Annotated in this window: 16 protein-coding genes; 15 read left to right on the top strand and 1 reads right to left on the bottom strand. The window is 71.4% G+C overall.

All coding sequences use genetic code 11. The features are described 5' to 3' along the window. Positions 1 to 81 precede the first annotated feature (81 nt). The 9 genes from mltG (at position 82) to nusB (ending at position 8882) form a co-directional block, all read left to right on the top strand. Positions 82 to 1776: an endolytic transglycosylase MltG gene (gene mltG / locus IE294_RS03050; protein WP_229917006.1), complete on the top strand. Its 1695-nt coding sequence runs from the start codon at positions 82 to 84 to the stop codon at positions 1774 to 1776. After that, a complete protein-coding gene (locus tag IE294_RS03045; RefSeq protein WP_189882025.1) occupies positions 1757 to 2596 on the top strand; it encodes a shikimate dehydrogenase in 840 nt (279 codons plus the stop codon). The genes mltG and IE294_RS03045 overlap by 20 nt, the downstream gene beginning before the upstream one ends. 163 nt (positions 2597 to 2759) lie before the next feature. After that, a complete protein-coding gene (gene aroC, locus IE294_RS03040) occupies positions 2760 to 3944 on the top strand; it encodes a chorismate synthase (protein ID WP_189882023.1) in 1185 nt (394 codons plus the stop codon). Between the two features lie 32 nt (positions 3945 to 3976). After that, positions 3977 to 4459, top strand: coding sequence for a shikimate kinase (locus IE294_RS03035; protein WP_189882529.1), 483 nt, complete (start codon positions 3977 to 3979; stop codon positions 4457 to 4459). After that, positions 4456 to 5547 (top strand): 3-dehydroquinate synthase, encoded by a 1092-nt coding sequence (aroB, locus tag IE294_RS03030; RefSeq protein WP_189882021.1) that lies wholly within the window; start codon positions 4456 to 4458, stop codon positions 5545 to 5547. The genes IE294_RS03035 and aroB overlap by 4 nt, the downstream gene beginning before the upstream one ends. 164 nt (positions 5548 to 5711) lie before the next feature. Beyond that, a complete protein-coding gene (locus tag IE294_RS03025; RefSeq protein ID WP_189882020.1) occupies positions 5712 to 6614 on the top strand; it encodes a Pro-rich N-terminal domain-containing protein in 903 nt (300 codons plus the stop codon). A 106-nt stretch (positions 6615 to 6720) separates the two neighbouring features. Continuing rightward, on the top strand, positions 6721 to 7827 hold the full coding sequence (locus IE294_RS03020; RefSeq protein ID WP_189882018.1) for an aminopeptidase P family protein: 1107 nt from the start codon (positions 6721 to 6723) through the stop codon (positions 7825 to 7827). Positions 7828 to 7878: 51 nt separating this feature from the next. Then, a complete protein-coding gene (efp, locus tag IE294_RS03015) occupies positions 7879 to 8445 on the top strand; it encodes an elongation factor P (RefSeq protein ID WP_009187601.1) in 567 nt (188 codons plus the stop codon). Between the two features lie 2 nt (positions 8446 to 8447). Further along, on the top strand, positions 8448 to 8882 hold the full coding sequence (nusB, locus tag IE294_RS03010) for a transcription antitermination factor NusB (RefSeq protein ID WP_189814907.1): 435 nt from the start codon (positions 8448 to 8450) through the stop codon (positions 8880 to 8882). 153 nt (positions 8883 to 9035) lie between these two features. Here nusB and bldD read toward each other — a convergent pair whose 3' ends face one another. Beyond that, positions 9036 to 9539 (bottom strand): transcriptional regulator BldD, encoded by a 504-nt coding sequence (gene bldD, locus IE294_RS03005; protein ID WP_014671524.1) that lies wholly within the window; start codon positions 9537 to 9539, stop codon positions 9036 to 9038. A 263-nt stretch (positions 9540 to 9802) separates the two neighbouring features. Between bldD and pyrR the strand changes: the two genes are divergently transcribed. The 6 genes from pyrR (at position 9803) to carB (ending at position 17835) form a co-directional block, all read left to right on the top strand. Continuing rightward, positions 9803 to 10384 (top strand): bifunctional pyr operon transcriptional regulator/uracil phosphoribosyltransferase PyrR, encoded by a 582-nt coding sequence (pyrR, locus tag IE294_RS03000; RefSeq protein WP_014671523.1) that lies wholly within the window; start codon positions 9803 to 9805, stop codon positions 10382 to 10384. A 91-nt stretch (positions 10385 to 10475) separates the two neighbouring features. Beyond that, on the top strand, positions 10476 to 11453 hold the full coding sequence (locus IE294_RS02995) for an aspartate carbamoyltransferase catalytic subunit (RefSeq protein WP_014671522.1): 978 nt from the start codon (positions 10476 to 10478) through the stop codon (positions 11451 to 11453). A 5-nt stretch (positions 11454 to 11458) separates the two neighbouring features. Then, positions 11459 to 12745, top strand: coding sequence for a dihydroorotase (locus IE294_RS02990; RefSeq protein WP_189882016.1), 1287 nt, complete (start codon positions 11459 to 11461; stop codon positions 12743 to 12745). Continuing rightward, the gene (locus tag IE294_RS02985; RefSeq protein ID WP_189882014.1) at positions 12742 to 13356 is read left to right on the top strand and encodes a PH-like domain-containing protein; all 615 of its coding nucleotides are present in this window, start codon (positions 12742 to 12744) and stop codon (positions 13354 to 13356) included. The genes IE294_RS02990 and IE294_RS02985 overlap by 4 nt, the downstream gene beginning before the upstream one ends. Beyond that, positions 13353 to 14534, top strand: a complete 1182-nt coding sequence (carA, locus tag IE294_RS02980; RefSeq protein ID WP_189882012.1) for a glutamine-hydrolyzing carbamoyl-phosphate synthase small subunit — start codon at positions 13353 to 13355, stop codon at positions 14532 to 14534. Before IE294_RS02985 ends, carA begins: the two co-directional genes overlap by 4 nt. Continuing rightward, positions 14527 to 17835, top strand: a complete 3309-nt coding sequence (gene carB / locus IE294_RS02975) for a carbamoyl-phosphate synthase large subunit (RefSeq protein ID WP_189882004.1) — start codon at positions 14527 to 14529, stop codon at positions 17833 to 17835. Before carA ends, carB begins: the two co-directional genes overlap by 8 nt. Positions 17836 to 17862 lie beyond the last annotated feature (27 nt).

Below are 17862 nucleotides of genomic sequence, written 5' to 3'. Positions count from 1 at the left end.
AACAGCCGGGGCACAGCAAGAGGCGGAGCGGAAGCCGGCCCCCGGCCGCGTGACCGTCGGCCTCGCGGCTCTAGGGGATCGATGACTGAGTATGGCCGGGGCCAAGGCTCCGAACCGTGGCATCCGGAGGACCCGTTGTACGGGGACGGCGGATGGGGACGGCAGGCCCAGGCGGGCCCGCAGTCGCCCTACGGCGGCCAGCCGCAGCACCATCCGCAGACGCCGCAGCACGGCGACTGGAGCCAGGAACAGCAGCCCGGGTACGGCGGGCAGCAGCACCAGTACCCCGACTACCCCGACTACGCCGACTACCAGGACGGATCGGGCCGGCCCGAGTACGACCAGCGGTTCGCCCACCAGACCCAGCAGCAGTTCCACCAGGGCGGCTGGGACGCGACCGGCACCCACGGCCACGTGCCCTACGCCGCCGACCCCGGCGACCCGTACGGCCAGCAGCCCATGGCCTACGGCGCGGAGCAGCCCGACTTCTACCCCACCGAGGACGCCTACCCGCCGCCGGAGCCGCCCGGCCGCCGGCAGCCCGAGCCCGAGCCCGAGCCGGAGCCCGAGCCGGAGACGGCGGGCGAGGAGGAGCACGCCTTCTTCGCGGGAGGCGGCGGTGAGGACGACGAGGAGGAGCACGAGCTCCAGAGCCGGCGTGAGCGGCGCGGGAAGAAGCCCGCCAAGAGCAAGAAGCGGCGCACCGGCTGCGCCTGCATGGTGGTCGTCCTGGTGTTCGGCGGCGGCCTCGGCGGCGTCGGGTATTTCGGCTACCAGTTCTACCAAAATCGTTTCGGCACGGCTCCGGACTACGCGGGCGACGGCACCGGCGAGACGGTGACCGTCGAGATCCCGAAAGGCGCGGGCGGCTGGGAGATCGGCCGCCGCCTGAAAGAGGCCGGGGTCGTCAAGAGCGCCGAGGCGTTCGTCCACGCCCAGACCACGACTCCGGGCAGCGACGGAATCCAGGCCGGCGCCTATCTCCTGAAGAAGGAGATGTCCGCCGCCAGCGCCGTCCGGCTGATGATGGACCCGCGCAGCCAGAACAATGTGATCGTCACCCCCGGCGAGCGCAATTCCGGTGTCTACGCGGCCATCGACAAGAAACTCGAACTGTCCGCGGGCACCACCAAGAAGGTCGCCCGGAAGGATTACCGGACCCTCGGCCTGCCGGCCTGGGCGCAGAACAAGAACAGCGACATCAAGGACCCGCTGGAGGGCTTCCTCTTCCCGGGCACCTATCCGGCCGCCAAGGGCATGAAGCCCGACGCCGTCCTGAAGCAGATGGTCACCCAGGCCAAGCTGAAGTACGCCGCCTACGGCCTGACCGACAAGGCCAAGGCGCTCGGCCTGGACAACGCCTTCGAACTCGTCACGGTGGCGAGCCTGGTGCAGGCCGAGGGCAAGACCCACGACGACTTCCGCAAGATGGCCGAGGTGGTCTACAACCGCCTCAAGCCCACCAACACCGAGACCAACCGGCTGTTGCAGTTCGACTCGTCCTACAACTACCTCAAGGGCACGAGCAACATCCACATCTCCGAAAGGGAGATCACCAGCAACTCGGACCCGTACAACACGTACACCCACAAGGGACTGACGCCCGGCCCGATCGGCAACCCCGGCGAGGACGCGCTCAAGGCCGCCCTGAATCCGACGCACGACGGCTGGATCTACTTCGTGGCGACCGACGGGACGAACAACACCGAGTTCGCCAAGACCTTCACCGAATTCCAAGAACTCAGGGACAAGTTCAATGCCAACACGGGCAACTGACGGCCGCCGTGCCGCCGTGCTCGGTTCGCCGATCGCCCACTCCCTCTCCCCGGTGCTGCACCGGGCCGCGTACCACGCGGCCGGACTCACCGGCTGGTCGTACGACAGCTTCGACGTCGACGAGGCCGCCCTGCCCGGCTTCCTGGACAAGCTCGGGCCTCAGTGGGCGGGGCTGTCGCTGACCATGCCCCTGAAGCGGGCGGTCATCCCGCTGGTGGACGAGGTGAGCGAGACGGCCGCCTCGGTCGACGCGGTCAACACGCTCGTCTTCACCGAGGACGGCCGCCGGCTCGGCGACAACACCGACATCCCGGGCATGGTGGCCGCCCTGCGCGAGCACGGCATCGAACAGGTCGACTCCGCCGCCGTCCTCGGCGCCGGCGCCACCGCCTCCTCCGCGCTCGCCGCGCTGGCCCGGATCTGCACCGGGGGGGTCGTCGCCTACGTCCGCAGCGAGGCCCGCGCCGCCGAGATGCGGCAGTGGGGCGAACGGCTCGACGTGGAGGTCCGCACGGCGGACTGGGCCGACGCGGCCGAGGCGCTGCGCGCCCCGCTGGTCATCGCCACCACGCCCGCCGGCACGACCGACGCCCTCGCCGCCGCCGTACCCGAACGCCCCGCCACCCTCTTCGACGTGCTCTACGACCCCTGGCCCACCGAGCTGGCCGCCCGCTGGTCCATGTTCGGCGGTGCCGTGGTCGGCGGCCTCGACCTGCTGGTCCACCAGGCCGTGCTCCAGTTCGAGCAGATTACCGGGCACACCCCGGGCCCCCTGGAGGCCATGCGGCACGCCGGCGAGCAGGCGCTCGCGGCCCGCTGACGCCCCGCACGCGTCCGCCTGCTGGACCGGCGGCCGGTCCGCGCCCCGGGACGTGGGAGGATCGGAGATGGCGTACCGGGGTCGCGCACCCGGCGGCGCCGTCGCCGTACGCGAGGACGCGCGTGGGGCGGGCAGTACCGGGCGCGAGCACTGAGGAGCACCGTTGAGCAGGCTGCGTTGGCTGACCGCGGGGGAGTCCCACGGTCCCGCACTTGTCGCGACGCTGGAGGGTCTTCCCGCCGGCGTGCCGATCACCACGGAGATGGTGGCGGACCACCTGGCGCGGCGGCGGCTCGGCTATGGCCGCGGTGCCCGGATGAAGTTCGAGCGGGACGAGGTCACGTTCCTCGGCGGGGTCCGGCACGGGCTGACCCTGGGCTCCCCGGTGGCGATCATGGTGGGCAACACCGAGTGGCCGAAGTGGGAGCAGGTCATGGCGGCCGACCCGGTCGACCCCGAAGTGCTGGCGGGCCTGGCCCGCAACGCGCCGCTGACCCGCCCCCGCCCCGGCCACGCCGACCTGGCGGGCATGCAGAAGTACGGCTTCGACGAGGCCCGTCCGATCCTGGAGCGCGCCTCGGCGCGCGAGACGGCGGCCCGGGTGGCGCTGGGCGCGGTCGCCCGGTCGTACCTGAAGGAGACGGCCGGCATCGAGATCGTCTCCCACGTGGTCGAGCTGTGCTCCGTGAAGGCCCCGCGGGGCGTCTACCCCACGGCGGCCGACGTCGAGAAGCTCGACGCCGACCCGGTGCGCTGCCTCGACGCGGACGCCTCGAAGGCGATGGTCGCCGAGATCGACCAGGCCCACAAGGACGGCGACACCCTGGGCGGCGTGGTCGAGGTGCTGGCCTACGACGTCCCGGTCGGCCTCGGCTCGCACGTGCACTGGGACCGCAAGCTGGACGCCCGCCTCGCCGGCGCGCTCATGGGCATCCAGGCGATCAAGGGCGTCGAGATCGGCGACGGCTTCGAGCTGGCCCGGGTGCCCGGCTCCCGGGCCCACGACGAGATCGTGGCCACGCCGGAGGGCATCCGGCGCGTCTCCGGCCGCTCGGGTGGCACCGAGGGCGGTCTCAGCACGGGTGAGCTGCTGCGGGTGCGCGCCGCGATGAAGCCGATCGCCACCGTGCCGCGCGCGCTCAGGACCGTGGACGTCACCACCGGCGAGCCCGCCCAGGCCCACCACCAGCGCTCCGACGTCTCCGCCGTCCCGGCGGCCGGCATCGTCGCCGAGGCCATGGTGGCGCTCGTCCTCGCGGACGCGGTCGCCGAGAAGTTCGGCGGTGACTCCGTCCCGGAGACCCGCCGCAACGTCCGGTCGTACCTCGACAACCTGGCGATCCGGTGAGCGGCGTACCGGCGGTCGTCCTGGTCGGGCCGATGGGCGTGGGCAAGTCCACCGTCGGCCGACTGCTCGCCGAGCGCCTCGGCGTCGGCTACCGGGACACCGACCAGGACATCGTGACGGCCGAGGGCCGCACCGTCGCCGAGATCTTCGTGGACGACGGCGAGGCCGCCTTCCGCGCCCTGGAGAAGGCCGCCGTGCGGGCCGCGCTCGCCGAGCACCGGGGCGTCGTCGCGCTGGGCGGCGGGGCGGTCCTGGACGCGGACACCCGCGCGCTGCTGGCCGGGCAGCGGGTGATCTACCTCTCGATGGAGGTCGAGGAGGCCGTCAAGCGCACCGGTCTGAACGTGGCCCGCCCGCTGCTCGCGGTCAACCCGCGCAAGCAGTGGCGGGAGCTGATGGAGGCGCGCCGGCACCTGTACGAGGAGGTCGCCACCGCCGTCGTCGCGACGGACGGCCGCACTCCGGAAGAGGTCGCGCAGGCGGCGCTGGACGCACTGGAGTTGAAGCAGGTATGAGCGAGGCAGTCACCCGGATCCAGATCGCCGGTACCGCGGGCACCGACCCCTACGAGGTGCTCGTGGGCCGGCAGCTCCTGGGCGAGCTGGCCGGGCTCATCGGGGCGAAGGCCAAGCGGGTCGCCGTGATCCACCCGGAAGCGCTGGCCGAGACCGGGGAGGCGCTGCGCGCCGACCTGGCCGGGCAGGGCTACGAGGCCGTGGCGATCCAGGTGCCCAACGCGGAGGAGGCCAAGACCGCCGAGGTCGCCGCCTACTGCTGGAAGGCGCTGGGCCAGTGCGGCTTCACCCGCACCGACGTCATCGTCGGTGTCGGCGGCGGCGCCACCACCGACCTGGCCGGGTTCGTCGCCGCGACCTGGCTGCGCGGGGTGCGCTGGATCGCCGTCCCCACGACCGTGCTGGCCATGGTGGACGCGGCGGTCGGCGGCAAGACCGGCATCAACACCGCCGAGGGCAAGAACCTGGTCGGCGCCTTCCACCCGCCGGCCGGTGTCCTGTGCGACCTGGCCGCGCTGGACTCCCTCCCGGTGCACGACTACGTCTCCGGACTGGCCGAGATCATCAAGGCGGGGTTCATCGTCGACCCGGTGATCCTGGACCTGATCGAGGCCGACCCGCAGGCCGCCCGCACCCCGGCGGGCCCGCACACGGCCGAGCTGATCGAGCGGTCGATCCGCGTCAAGGCCGACGTCGTCTCCTCGGACCTGAAGGAATCCGGCCGGCGGGAGATCCTCAACTACGGTCACACGCTCGGCCACGCCATCGAGAAGAACGAGCGGTACAAGTGGCGGCACGGGGCCGCGGTCGCGGTCGGCATGCACTTCGCCGCCGAACTCGGCCGCCTCGCGGGCCGCCTGGACGACGCGACGGCCGACCGCCACCGCAGCATCCTCGAATCCGTCGGCCTGCCGCTGCACTACCGCTACGACCAGTGGCCCAAGCTGCTGGAGGCGATGAAGGTCGACAAGAAGTCCCGCGGCGACCTGCTGCGCTTCATCGTCCTGGACGGCCTGGCCAAGCCGACCGTCCTGGAAGGGCCGGACCCGGCCGTCCTCCTCGCCGCCTACGGCGAAGTCGGCCAGTAGTCCCCGGACCGCTCCCCGCGTCCGATCTCCCTCGCCCGCCGGGCACTTCGGACCGCCCCCGGCCGTTTCACCAAACGACGGCCGGGGACGGTACCGTTCGGTAGCGAGCGGGGCACGCCCCCGCTGCCAGTGCCAGATGTGTGGACGAGACGGAGTGGCAACGGATGCAGCACGCAGTGGGGTCTCCGCTGCCGCCGCCCCACCAGCCGGGGCAGGGCCCGCACGCCGGCTGGGTGCCGGCCGCACACCACCCGGGCCCGCACCCGGGAGTCTCCCAGGGACCCGCCCCCGTCCCCCCGTCGCCGGGCTTCCCGGCTCCGCCCGGACCGGTGCCGCCGACCCCGCAGCAGCCCCCGGCCCCCGCCGGCCTGGTGCCGCCGCCCGCGCCCCCGCGGCACACCGCCGGCCCGCAGACCCCCGACAGCACCGGACACGTCCCGCTGCCGCCCGGCGGCCCGGTCGGCGCCCCCGCGGCACCGCCCGCCGCGGCCACGGCACCGGACCCGACGGCGACCACCCTCGCCGTCCTCCTCATCGGCCCGGCCGGCGCGGGCAAGACCAGCGTCGCCAAGTACTGGGCGGACCACCGCCGGGTCCCCACGGCCCACATCAGCCTGGACGACGTCCGCGAATGGGTCCGCTCGGGCTTCGCCGACCCGCAGTCCGGCTGGAACGACAACTCGGAGGCCCAGTACCGCCTGGCCCGTCGCACCTGCGGCTTCGCCGCGCGCAACTTCCTGGCCAACGGGATCTCCTGCATCCTGGACGACGCCGTCTTCCCGGACCGCCCGGTCGTCGGCCTCGGCGGCTGGAAGCGGCACGTGGGCCCCGGCCTGCTCCCGGTGGTCCTGCTCCCGGGCCTCGACGTCGTCCTGGAGCGCAACGCCGAACGCACCGGCAACCGCCGCCTCACGGACGAGGAGGTGGCCCGCATCCACGGCCGCATGGCCGGCTGGTACGGCTCGGGCCTCCCGATCGTCGACAACTCCCAGCTGGACGTCCCGGGCACGGCCCGGGTGCTGGACGAGGTCCTGGCCAGGGCGATAGCGAGCCCACCGAGCTGGTGAGCGGGGGTGCCTGCGGCACTCCACCGCACCACCCCCCACCTGCTCCGCATCCCCACTCGGCCCCCGCCGATCGGCATAATCCGGACAAACCTCCTACGCTCATCTCATGTCAGAGGTGTACGCGAACCGCCGATCCCGGCTGAGGGAACACTTCAACGCGGCCGGCACCGCGGCAGCGCTCGTCACCCGCCCGGCCAATGTCCGCTACCTCGCCGCCGCGGCCCCGCGGGGCGCCGTGCTGCTGATCGGCAGGAGCGAGGACGTCCTGCTGTGCGCCGGTCCGCCGGACGACCGCCCGCACGAAGGCCAGCCGGACGAGAACCTGCGCCTGCACGTCCTTCCGGCGCGCGAGGGCGACACCGCCGTCGCGGCGGCCGGCCTCGCCGCCGGCCAGGGCGCCGACTCCCTGGCGGTCGAGGAACACCACCTCACCGTCACCCGGCACCGGGCCATCGCCTGCGTCGCCCCGAGGCTCCGCCTCATCGACCTCGGCGGGGCCGTGGAACAGCTCAGGGTCGTCAAGGACGAGGAGGAGATCTCCTGTCTCCGCATCGGCGCCGAGATCGCCGACCAGGCCCTCGGCGAGCTGCTGGAGTCCATCCTGGTCGGCCGTACCGAACGGCACCTCGCGCTGGAGCTGGAGCGGCGCCTGGTCGACCACGGCGCCGACGGCCCGGCCTTCCCCACCTCCGTGGCCACCGGACCGCACGCCGGCCGCCGCGGCCACCGCCCCACCGACCGGCGGGTGGAGGAGGGCGACTTCCTCTCCGTCTGTCTCGGCGCCACCTACCGCGGCTACCGCTGCGAGATCGGCCGCACCTTCGTCATCGGCACCTCACCCGCCGACTGGCAGATCGAGCTGTACGACCTGGTCTTCGCCGCCCAGCGGGCCGGACGCGAGTTCCTGGCACCCGGCGCCGCCTACCGTGACGTGGACCGCGCCGCACGTCAGGTACTGGACTCCGCGGGCTATGCGGAGGCCCTGCCACCGCTGACCGGACACGGTGTCGGACTCGAAATCGACGAGGACCCGCAGTTGGCGCCCGCGGCCATGGGTAAACTGGACGCTTGCGTGCCGGTCACCGTCGAACCGGGGGTCCACCTCCCGGGCCGGGGCGGTGTCCGGATCGATGACACGCTCGTCGTACGCCCCGAGGCGGACGGCGGACCCGAGCTACTCACCATCACGACCAAGGAGCTGCTCGCCCTCTAGGCAGGTGCGTGCCCCGGGGTCGTCCACGTCAGTCCAGGAGATTCCGCAACCGTGGCTTCCACGAACGACCTCAAGAACGGCCTGGTGCTCAAGCTCGAAGGCGGCCAGCTCTGGTCCGTCGTCGAGTTCCAGCACGTCAAGCCCGGCAAGGGCCCCGCCTTCGTGCGCACCAAGCTCAAGAACGTGCTCTCCGGCAAGGTCGTCGACAAGACCTTCAACGCCGGTGTCAAGGTCGAGACGGCCACTGTCGACAAGCGCGACATGCAGTTCTCGTACATGGACGGCGAGTACTTCGTCTTCATGGACATGGAGACCTACGACCAGCTGATGGTCGACCGCAAGGCCGTCGGCGACGCCGCCAACTTCCTCATCGAGGGCTTCACCGCCACCGTCGCGCAGCACGAGGGCGAGGTGCTCTTCGTCGAGCTGCCGGCCGCCGTCGAGCTGACCGTCCAGGAGACCGAGCCGGGCGTCCAGGGCGACCGCTCCACCGGTGGCACCAAGCCCGCCACCCTGGAGACCGGCCACCAGATCCAGGTCCCGCTCTTCATCACCACCGGTGAGAAGATCAAGGTCGACACCCGCACCAGCGACTACCTCGGCCGGGTGAACAGCTAACCGTGGCTGCCCGCAACACGGCCCGCAAGCGCGCCTTCCAGATCCTCTTCGAGGGCGACCAGCGCGGCGCCGACGTCCTGACGGTCCTCGCGGACTGGATCCGGCTCTCCCGGTCCGACACCCGGCAGCCGCCGGTCAGCGAGTACACGATGCAGCTGGTCGAGGGCTACGCGGAGCACGCGAAGCGGATCGACGAGCTGATCGCCCAGTACGCGGTGGGCTGGACGCTCGACCGGATGCCGGTCGTGGACCGCAACATCCTGCGGCTGGGCGCGTACGAGCTGATCTGGGTCGACGAGACCCCGGACGCCGTCGTCCTGGACGAGATGGTGCAGCTGGCGAAGGAGTTCTCGACCGACGAGTCGCCGTCGTTCGTCAACGGCCTGCTGGGCCGCCTGAAGGAACTCAAGCCGTCCCTGCGCCGGGACCAGGCGTAACCGCCCGACAGCCGACGCCGGAGGGCCCACAGCACGCCTGTGCTGTGGGCCCTCCGGCGTGTGTCGTAGGCGCTGAAACGCCGCCGGGGTGGCCGGAACCATAGAGTTCCGGCCACCCCGGCGGCACGTTTCTGCTGAGGCGTGTGCGGGCGCTTACGCCTCTTCGTGCGTCGCCACCGCGCGGCGCGCGTCCGCGTCCAGGACACCCCAGCTGATCAGCTGCTCGGTGAGGACCGAGGGGGACTGGTCGTAGATGACGGCGAGTGTGCGCAGGTCGTCCTGGCGGATGGAGAGCACCTTGCCGTTGTAGTCACCGCGCTGGGACTGGATCGTCGCCGCGTAGCGCTGCAAGGGGCCCGCCTTCTCGGCCGGCACGGTGGCCAGCCGCTCCAGGTCCAGGACCAGCTTCGGCGGCGGCTCCGCGGCGCCGCCCGGCGTGGTGCCCGGCAGGAGCTCCTGCACCGGAACGCCATAGAAATCGGCCAGCTCGGCCAGGCGCTGCACGGTCACGGCACGGTCGCCGCGCTCGTACGAACCGACCACCACGGCCTTCCAGCGACCCTGGGACTTCTCCTCGACACCGTGGAGGGAAAGGCCCTGCTGGGTGCGGATGGCCCGGAGCTTGGCCCCGAGCTGTTTGGCGTATTCGCTGGACATATAGCTCCCCGGACACTGTGTCGACGCGGCCGGCTGGTTTCCCGCCGCGCGGCTGGTAACTCACTGTGAGGTTACGCAGCGTGACTCTGGTGCGTCAAGCCGAATGGTCCACACCGACTCTTCCGTGGTAGTGGCCACCGATTAGGCCAAGCGGGTGACAGGGGGGCGGCCGAGACCGGTCAGGTGACCTGCTACGGTGGATGGCGCAATTCCGACGTCCTTTAAGGTCCGTCCCGTGAGGCGGAGAAGGAGGTCCGTTTCGTATGGACAAGAACATCACGCCTGCGCATCCGCAAGCGTCCGATGCGCGGCCCGTTCTCGAAGGCCCCGACATCGCACGGGTGCTCACCCGTATCGCCCACGAGATCGTCGAGCGCGCCAAGGGCGCCGACGACGTGGTGCTCCTCGGCATCCCGACCCGCGGCGTCTTCCTCGCCCAGCGGCTCGCCGCCAAGCTGGAGCAGATCACCGACCGCGGGGTCCCGGTCGGCTCGCTCGACATCACCATGTACCGCGACGATCTGCGCATGCATCCGCCGCGCGCGCTGGCCCGCACCGAGATCCCCGGCGACGGCATCGACGGCCGGCTGGTCGTCCTCGTCGACGACGTGCTCTTCTCCGGGCGCACCATCCGCGCCGCCCTCGACGCCCTGAACGACATCGGGCGCCCGCGCGCGGTGCAGCTCGCGGTCCTGGTCGACCGCGGCCACCGCGAACTGCCCATCCGTGCCGACTACGTCGGCAAGAACCTCCCCACGTCGCTGCGGGAGACGGTCAAGGTCCAGCTCGCCGAGGAGGACGGTCGCGACACCGTGCTGCTCGGTGTGAAGCCGGCCGCTCAGTAGCAAGTCGGGCGCACGGCCGCCCCGGCGTGCCGCGAACACGCGCCCGCCTGCCCGAAATCTCCCGAATGAACTGCCTTACGGAGCCTGACAGATGCAGCGTCATCTCATCTCGGCCGCCGACCTCACCCGCGACGACGCCGTCCACATCCTCGACACCGCCGAGGAGATGGCCCGGGTCGCGGACCGGCCGATCAAGAAGCTGCCGACCCTGCGCGGCCGGACGATCGTCAACCTCTTCTTCGAGGACTCCACGCGCACGCGCATCTCCTTCGAGGCCGCCGAGAAGCGCCTGTCCGCGGACGTCATCAACTTCTCCGCCAAGGGGTCCTCGGTGTCCAAGGGCGAGTCCCTGAAGGACACCGCGCAGACCCTGGAGGCCATGGGCGTCGACGCCGTGGTCATCCGGCACGGCGCCTCCGGAGCCCCCTACCGCCTGGCCAACTCCGGCTGGATCGACGCGGCCGTCATCAACGCCGGCGACGGCACCCACCAGCACCCCACCCAGGCCCTGCTGGACGCCTTCACCATGCGCCGCCGGCTCATCGGCCGCGACGCCGGGCTCGGCCAGGACCTGTCCGGCAAGCGGATCACCGTCGTCGGCGACGTCCTGCACAGCCGGGTCGCCCGCTCCAACGTCGACCTGCTGCACACCCTCGGTGCCGAGGTCACCCTGGTCGCCCCGCCCACCCTGGTGCCGGTCGGCGTCGACTCCTGGCCGTGCGCGGTCTCGTACGACCTCGACAGCACGCTGCCCAAGTCCGATGCCGTGATGATGCTCCGCGTCCAGCGCGAGCGCATGAACGCCGCCTTCTTCCCGACCGAGCGCGAGTACTCGCGGCGTTACGGCCTCGACGGCGACCGCATGGCCAGGCTGCCCGAGCACGCCATCGTGATGCACCCCGGCCCGATGGTGCGCGGCATGGAGATCACCGCCGAGGTCGCCGACTCCGACCGCTGCACCGCCGTCGAACAGGTCGCCAACGGCGTCTCCATCCGGATGGCCGTCCTGTACCTGCTGCTCGGCGGCAACGAGCCCGCCGTCACCCACTCTCGTACCGAGGAGAAGTAAGACACATGAGCAAGACCCTGATCCGTGGTGCGAAGGTGCTCGGCGGCGCGCCGCAGGACGTCCTGATCGACGGCGGGACCATCGCCGAGGTGGGCGGGGACCTGTCCGCCGAGGGCGCCCAGGTCGTCGAGGCCGGCGGCAAGGTGCTGCTGCCGGGCCTGGTCGATCTGCACACCCACCTGCGCGAGCCGGGCCGCGAGGACTCCGAGACCGTCCTCACCGGCACCCGTGCGGCGGCGAGCGGCGGCTACACGGCCGTCTTCGCCATGGCCAACACCTTCCCGGTCGCCGACACCGCCGGTGTGGTCGAGCAGGTCTGGCGGCTCGGCCAGGAGCACGGCTACTGCGACGTCCAGCCCATCGGCGCCGTCACCGTCGGCCTGGAGGGCAAGAAGCTCGCCGAACTGGGCGCCATGCACGAGTCCGCCGCCGGCGTCACCGTCTTCTCCGACGACGGCAAGTGCGTGGACGACGCCGTGATCATGCGCCGCGCGCTGGAGTACGTGAAGGCCTTCGGCGGTGTCGTCGCCCAGCACGCCCAGGAGCCGCGGCTCACCGAGGGCGCCCAGATGAACGAGGGCGTCGTCTCCGCCGAGCTGGGCCTGGGCGGCTGGCCGGCCGTCGCCGAGGAGTCGATCATCGCCCGCGACGTCCTCCTCGCCGACCACGTCGGCTCCCGCGTCCACATCTGCCACCTGTCGACCGCCGGCTCCGTCGAGATCGTCCGCTGGGCCAAGTCCCGGGGCATCCAGGTCACCGCCGAGGTCACTCCGCACCACCTGCTCCTCACCGACGAGCTGGTGCGCACCTACAACCCCGTCTACAAGGTCAACCCGCCGCTGCGCACCGAGCGCGACGTGCTGGCCCTGCGCGAGGCGCTCGCCGACGGCACGATCGACATCGTCGCCACCGACCACGCCCCGCACCCGCACGAGGACAAGGACTGCGAGTGGGCCGCCGCCGCCATGGGCATGGTCGGCCTGGAGACCGCGTTGTCAGTGGTCCAGGAGACCATGGTCGACACGGGCCTGCTGGACTGGTTCGGCGTCGCCGACCGCATGTCCTTCAAGCCCGCGCGGATCGGACAGGCCACCGGCCACGGCCGTCCCGTCTCGGCTGGTGAGCCCGCCAACCTCACCCTGGTCGACACGGAATACCGTGGCCGGGTGGACCCCGCGGGCTTCGCCTCGCGCAGCCGCAACACCCCCTACGAGGGGCGTGAGCTGCCGGGCCGTGTGACGCACACGTGGCTGCGGGGCAAGGCCACGCTCGTCGACGGGAAGCTCACGTGACACCTGTAATCCTGCTGGCCGAGGCGAAGAAGTCGGCCGAGGTCACCGACTGGGGGGCCCGCATCGGCTGGCTCGTCGGACTGGCCCTCTTCATCGCGCTGGTCTACTGGCTGATGCGCGAGGGCTGGAAGTGGCGCGGCACCCTCCAGAGCGACCTGCCCGAGCTGCCCGCCCGCCCGTCTCCCACCACCGCCCTCAGCGGAGACGGCGAGCCGCCGCAGCCTGGTATGCCGGAGGAGACCGGCCCGGTCAGACTGAGCATGAGTGGCCGCTACCACGGCTCCACCACCGCCGGACAGTGGCTGGACCGCATCGTGGCCCACGGCCTGGGCACCCGCAGCCGGGCCGAGCTCACCCTGACCGACGCGGGCCTGGAGGTCGAGCGCCCCGGCGCGACCGACTTCTTCGTCCCCACGGCGGCCCTGCGCGGAGCCCGGCTGGACAAGGCCATCGCCGGCAAGGTCCTCACCGAGGGCGGACTGCTGGTGGTGACCTGGGCGCTCGGCGACAAGCTGATCGACTCGGGCTTCCGCTCCGACCACGCGGCCGAGCACACCGAGTGGGTCGACACCCTGAACCAGATGACCAACGACACGGAAGGCGCGCGATGACGACCTCCACCAGGGGAAGCTCCTCTCAGAGGAACCAGGTGCTTCCCGCCGTACTCGTCCTGGAGGACGGCCGCATCTTCCGCGGCCGCGCCTACGGGGCCGTGGGGGAGACCTTCGGCGAGGCCGTGTTCTCCACCGGCATGACCGGCTACCAGGAGACCCTCACCGACCCGTCGTACGACCGCCAGATCGTCGTCGCGACCGCCCCCCAGATCGGCAACACCGGCTGGAACGACGAGGACGACGAGTCCGGCCGCATCTGGGTCTCCGGCTACGTCGTGCGCGACCCCGCGCGCGTGCCGTCCAACTGGCGGGCCAAGCGCTCCCTGGACGACGAGCTGGAGCGGCAGGGCGTGGTCGGCATCTCCGGCATCGACACCCGGGCCCTCACCCGCCACCTGCGCGAGCGCGGCTCCATGCGCGCCGGCATCTTCTCCGGCACTGGGCTCGACAGCGCCTCCGGCGCGGGCGTCGCCCCCGACGCCGAGCTGCTGGAGCGCGTACAGGCCCAGCCGCACATGAAGGGCGCGAGCCTCTACGAGGAGGTCGCGACCCAGGAGGCGTACGTCGTCCCGGCGGTCGGCGAGAAGCGGTTCACGGTCGCCGCCATCGACCTCGGCATCAAGGGCATGACCCCGCACCGCATGGCCGAGCGCGGCATCGAGGTGCACGTCCTGCCCGCCACCGCCACGGCCGACGACGTCTACGCCGTCGCCCCGGACGGTGTGTTCTTCTCCAACGGTCCCGGCGACCCGGCGACCGCCGACGGCCCGGTCGCGCTGATGACCGCCGTCCTGGAGCGCAGGACCCCGCTGTTCGGCATCTGCTTCGGCAACCAGATCCTCGGCCGCGCCCTCGGCTTCGGCACCTACAAGCTGAAGTACGGCCACCGGGGCATCAACCAGCCGGTCCAGGACCGTACGACCGGCAAGGTCGAGGTCACCGCGCACAACCACGGCTTCGCCGTGGACGCGCCGCTCGACAAGGTCAGCGAGACCAAGTTCGGCCGCGCCGAGGTCTCCCACGTCTGCCTCAACGACGACGTCGTGGAGGGGCTCCAGCTGCTCGACCAGCCCGCCTTCTCCGTCCAGTACCACCCAGAAGCGGCGGCCGGCCCGCACGACGCCGCCTACCTCTTCGACCGCTTCGTCTCCCTGATGGAGGGCCAGCGTGCCTAAGCGCACCGATATCCAGTCCGTCCTGGTCATCGGCTCCGGCCCGATCGTCATCGGCCAGGCCGCCGAGTTCGACTACTCCGGCACCCAGGCGTGCCGCGTGCTCAAGGCCGAGGGCCTGCGCGTCGTCCTCGTCAACTCCAACCCGGCGACGATCATGACGGACCCGGAGATCGCCGACGCCACCTACGTCGAGCCGATCACCCCCGAGTTCGTCGAGAAGATCATCGCCAAGGAGCGCCCGGACGCCCTGCTGCCCACCCTGGGCGGCCAGACGGCCCTGAACACCGCCATCTCCCTGCACGAGAACGGCGTCCTCGCCAAGTACGGCGTGGAGCTGATCGGCGCCAAGCCCGAGGCGATCCACAAGGGCGAGGACCGCGACCTGTTCAAGGAGGTCGTGGAGGAGGTCCGCCGCAAGATCGGCCACGGCGAGTCCGCCCGCTCGGTCATCTGCCACTCCATGGACGACGTCCTCAAGGGCGTCGACACCCTCGGCGGCTACCCGGTCGTGGTCCGCCCGTCCTTCACCATGGGCGGCGCCGGCTCCGGCTTCGCGCACGACGAGGAGGAACTGCGCCGCATCGCCGGCCAGGGCCTCACGCTCTCCCCGACCACCGAGGTGCTCCTGGAGGAGTCCATCCTCGGCTGGAAGGAGTACGAGCTGGAGCTGATGCGCGACAAGAACGACAACGTCGTGGTCGTCTGCTCCATCGAGAACTTCGACCCGATGGGCGTGCACACCGGTGACTCCATCACCGTGGCGCCCTCGATGACGCTGACCGACCGCGAGTACCAGATCCTGCGGGACATCGGCATCGCCGTCATCCGCGAGGTCGGCGTGGACACCGGCGGCTGCAACATCCAGTTCGCGGTGAACCCCGAGGACGGTCGCGTGATCGTCATCGAGATGAACCCGCGCGTGTCGCGTTCCTCGGCGCTCGCCTCCAAGGCGACCGGCTTCCCGATCGCCAAGATCGCCGCCAAGCTGGCCGTCGGCTACACCCTGGACGAGATCCCGAACGACATCACGCAGGAGACCCCCGCCTCCTTCGAGCCCACGCTCGACTACGTGGTGGTCAAGGCCCCGCGGTTCGCCTTCGAGAAGTTCCCGCAGGCCGACTCCACGCTGACCACCACCATGAAGTCGGTCGGCGAGGCCATGGCCATCGGCCGCAACTTCCCCGAGGCCTTCCAGAAGGCGCTGCGGTCGCTGGAGAAGAAGGGCAGCCAGTTCGCCTTCACCGGCGAGCCCGGCGACAAGGAGACCCTGCTGCGCGAGGCCGTACGGCCCACCGACGGCCGGATCAACACGGTCATGCAGGCCATCCGCGCGGGCGCCACCGCGGAGGAGGTCTTCGAGTACACGAAGATCGACCCGTGGTTCGTGGACCAGCTCTTCCTGATCAAGGAGATCGCGGACGAGCTGGCCGAGGCCCCGGAGCTGACCCGCGACCTGCTCGCCGAGGCCAAGCGGCACGGCTTCTCCGACCAGCAGGTCGCCGAGATCCGCGGCCTGCGCGAGGACGTCGTCCGCGAGGTCCGGCACGCCCTCGGCGTCCGCCCGGTCTACAAGACGGTCGACACCTGCGCCGCCGAGTTCGCCGCGAAGACGCCGTACTTCTACTCCTCCTACGACGAGGAGACCGAGGTCGCGCCGCGCGAGAAGCCCGCCGTGATCATCCTGGGCTCCGGCCCGAACCGCATCGGCCAGGGCATCGAGTTCGACTACTCCTGCGTCCACGCCTCCTTCGCACTGTCCGACGCCGGGTACGAGACCGTGATGGTCAACTGCAACCCGGAGACCGTCTCCACGGACTACGACACCTCCGACCGCCTCTACTTCGAGCCGCTGACGCTGGAGGACGTGCTGGAGATCGTCCACGCCGAGCAGCAGGCCGGCCCGATCGCGGGCGTCATCGTCCAGCTGGGCGGCCAGACCCCGCTGGGCCTCTCGCAGGCCCTGAAGGACAACGGCGTGCCGATCGTGGGTACGTCCCCCGAGGCCATCCACGCGGCCGAGGACCGCGGCGCCTTCGGCCGGGTCCTCGCGGAGGCGGGCCTGCCGGCGCCCAAGCACGGCACCGCCACCACCTTCGCGGAGGCCAAGGCCATCGCCGACGAGATCGGCTACCCGGTCCTGGTCCGGCCGTCGTACGTCCTCGGCGGACGCGGCATGGAGATCGTCTACGACGAGACCCGCCTCGCCTCCTACATCGCCGAGTCGACCGAGATCAGCCCCTCCCGGCCGGTCCTCGTCGACCGCTTCCTGGACGACGCCATCGAGATCGACGTCGACGCGCTCTACGACGGCGAGGAGCTGTACCTCGGCGGTGTCATGGAGCACATCGAGGAGGCCGGCATCCACTCCGGCGACTCGGCGTGCGCCCTGCCCCCGATCACCCTCGGCGGCTTCGACATCAAGCGGCTGCGCGCCTCCACGGAGGCCATCGCCAAGGGCGTCGGCGTGCGCGGCCTGATCAACATCCAGTTCGCGATGGCCGGCGACATCCTCTACGTCCTGGAGGCCAACCCGCGCGCCTCCCGCACGGTCCCCTTCACCTCGAAGGCGACCGCGGTGCCGCTGGCGAAGGCCGCCGCCCGGATCTCCCTGGGCGCGACCATCGCCGAGCTGCGCGCCGAGGGCCTGCTGCCGAAGAACGGCGACGGCGGCGAGCTGCCGCTGGACGCGCCGATCTCCGTCAAGGAGGCCGTGATGCCGTGGTCTCGGTTCCGCGACATCCACGGCCGCGGCGTCGACACCGTCCTCGGCCCGGAGATGCGCTCCACCGGCGAGGTCATGGGCATCGACTCGGTCTTCGGCACGGCGTACGCCAAGTCGCAGGCGGGTGCCTACGGCCCGCTGCCCACCAAGGGCCGCGCGTTCATCTCGGTCGCCAACCGCGACAAGCGCTCGATGATCTTCCCGGCGCGCGAGCTGGTCGCGCACGGCTTCGAGCTGCTCGCGACCTCCGGCACCGCCGAGGTCCTCAAGCGCAACGGCATCAACGCCACGGTCGTGCGCAAGCAGTCCGAGGGCGCCGGCCCGAACGGCGAGCGGACCATCGTCCAGCTCATCCACGACGGCGAGGTCGACCTCATCGTCAACACCCCGTACGGCACCGGTGGCCGCCTCGACGGCTACGACATCCGTACGGCGGCCGTGGCACGGTCCGTGCCGTGCCTGACGACCGTCCAGGCGCTCGCGGCGGCCGTCCAGGGCATCGACGCCCTCAACCACGGTGACGTGGGCGTCCGCTCGCTCCAGGAACACGCGGAACACCTGACCGCGGCCCGCGACTAGCAGCCCCGAGGGGGACACCGGAAACGG

Source organism: Streptomyces canarius (assembly GCF_014650735.1).
Classification (GTDB): Bacteria; Actinomycetota; Actinomycetes; order Streptomycetales; family Streptomycetaceae; genus Streptomyces; species Streptomyces olivaceoviridis.
The sequence above is the reverse complement of the archived record's forward strand: the minus strand, read 5'-3'. Positions and strand labels throughout refer to the sequence as shown.

Bases quoted from the DNA above. Each gene is read 5' to 3' on its own strand.
- mltG (WP_229917006.1), top strand. From the start codon at position 82: ATGACTGAGTATGGCCGGGGCCAAGGCTCCGAACCGTGGCATCCGGAG.
- IE294_RS03045 (WP_189882025.1), top strand. From the start codon at position 1,757: ATGCCAACACGGGCAACTGACGGCCGCCGTGCCGCCGTGCTCGGTTCG.
- IE294_RS03035 (WP_189882529.1), top strand. From the start codon at position 3,977: ATGGGCGTGGGCAAGTCCACCGTCGGCCGACTGCTCGCCGAGCGCCTC.
- aroB (WP_189882021.1), top strand. From the start codon at position 4,456: ATGAGCGAGGCAGTCACCCGGATCCAGATCGCCGGTACCGCGGGCACC.
- IE294_RS03025 (WP_189882020.1), top strand. From the start codon at position 5,712: ATGCAGCACGCAGTGGGGTCTCCGCTGCCGCCGCCCCACCAGCCGGGG.
- IE294_RS03020 (WP_189882018.1), top strand. From the start codon at position 6,721: ATGTCAGAGGTGTACGCGAACCGCCGATCCCGGCTGAGGGAACACTTC.
- bldD (WP_014671524.1), bottom strand. From the start codon at position 9,539: ATGTCCAGCGAATACGCCAAACAGCTCGGGGCCAAGCTCCGGGCCATC.
- pyrR (WP_014671523.1), top strand. From the start codon at position 9,803: ATGGACAAGAACATCACGCCTGCGCATCCGCAAGCGTCCGATGCGCGG.
- IE294_RS02995 (WP_014671522.1), top strand. From the start codon at position 10,476: ATGCAGCGTCATCTCATCTCGGCCGCCGACCTCACCCGCGACGACGCC.
- IE294_RS02990 (WP_189882016.1), top strand. From the start codon at position 11,459: ATGAGCAAGACCCTGATCCGTGGTGCGAAGGTGCTCGGCGGCGCGCCG.
- carA (WP_189882012.1), top strand. From the start codon at position 13,353: ATGACGACCTCCACCAGGGGAAGCTCCTCTCAGAGGAACCAGGTGCTT.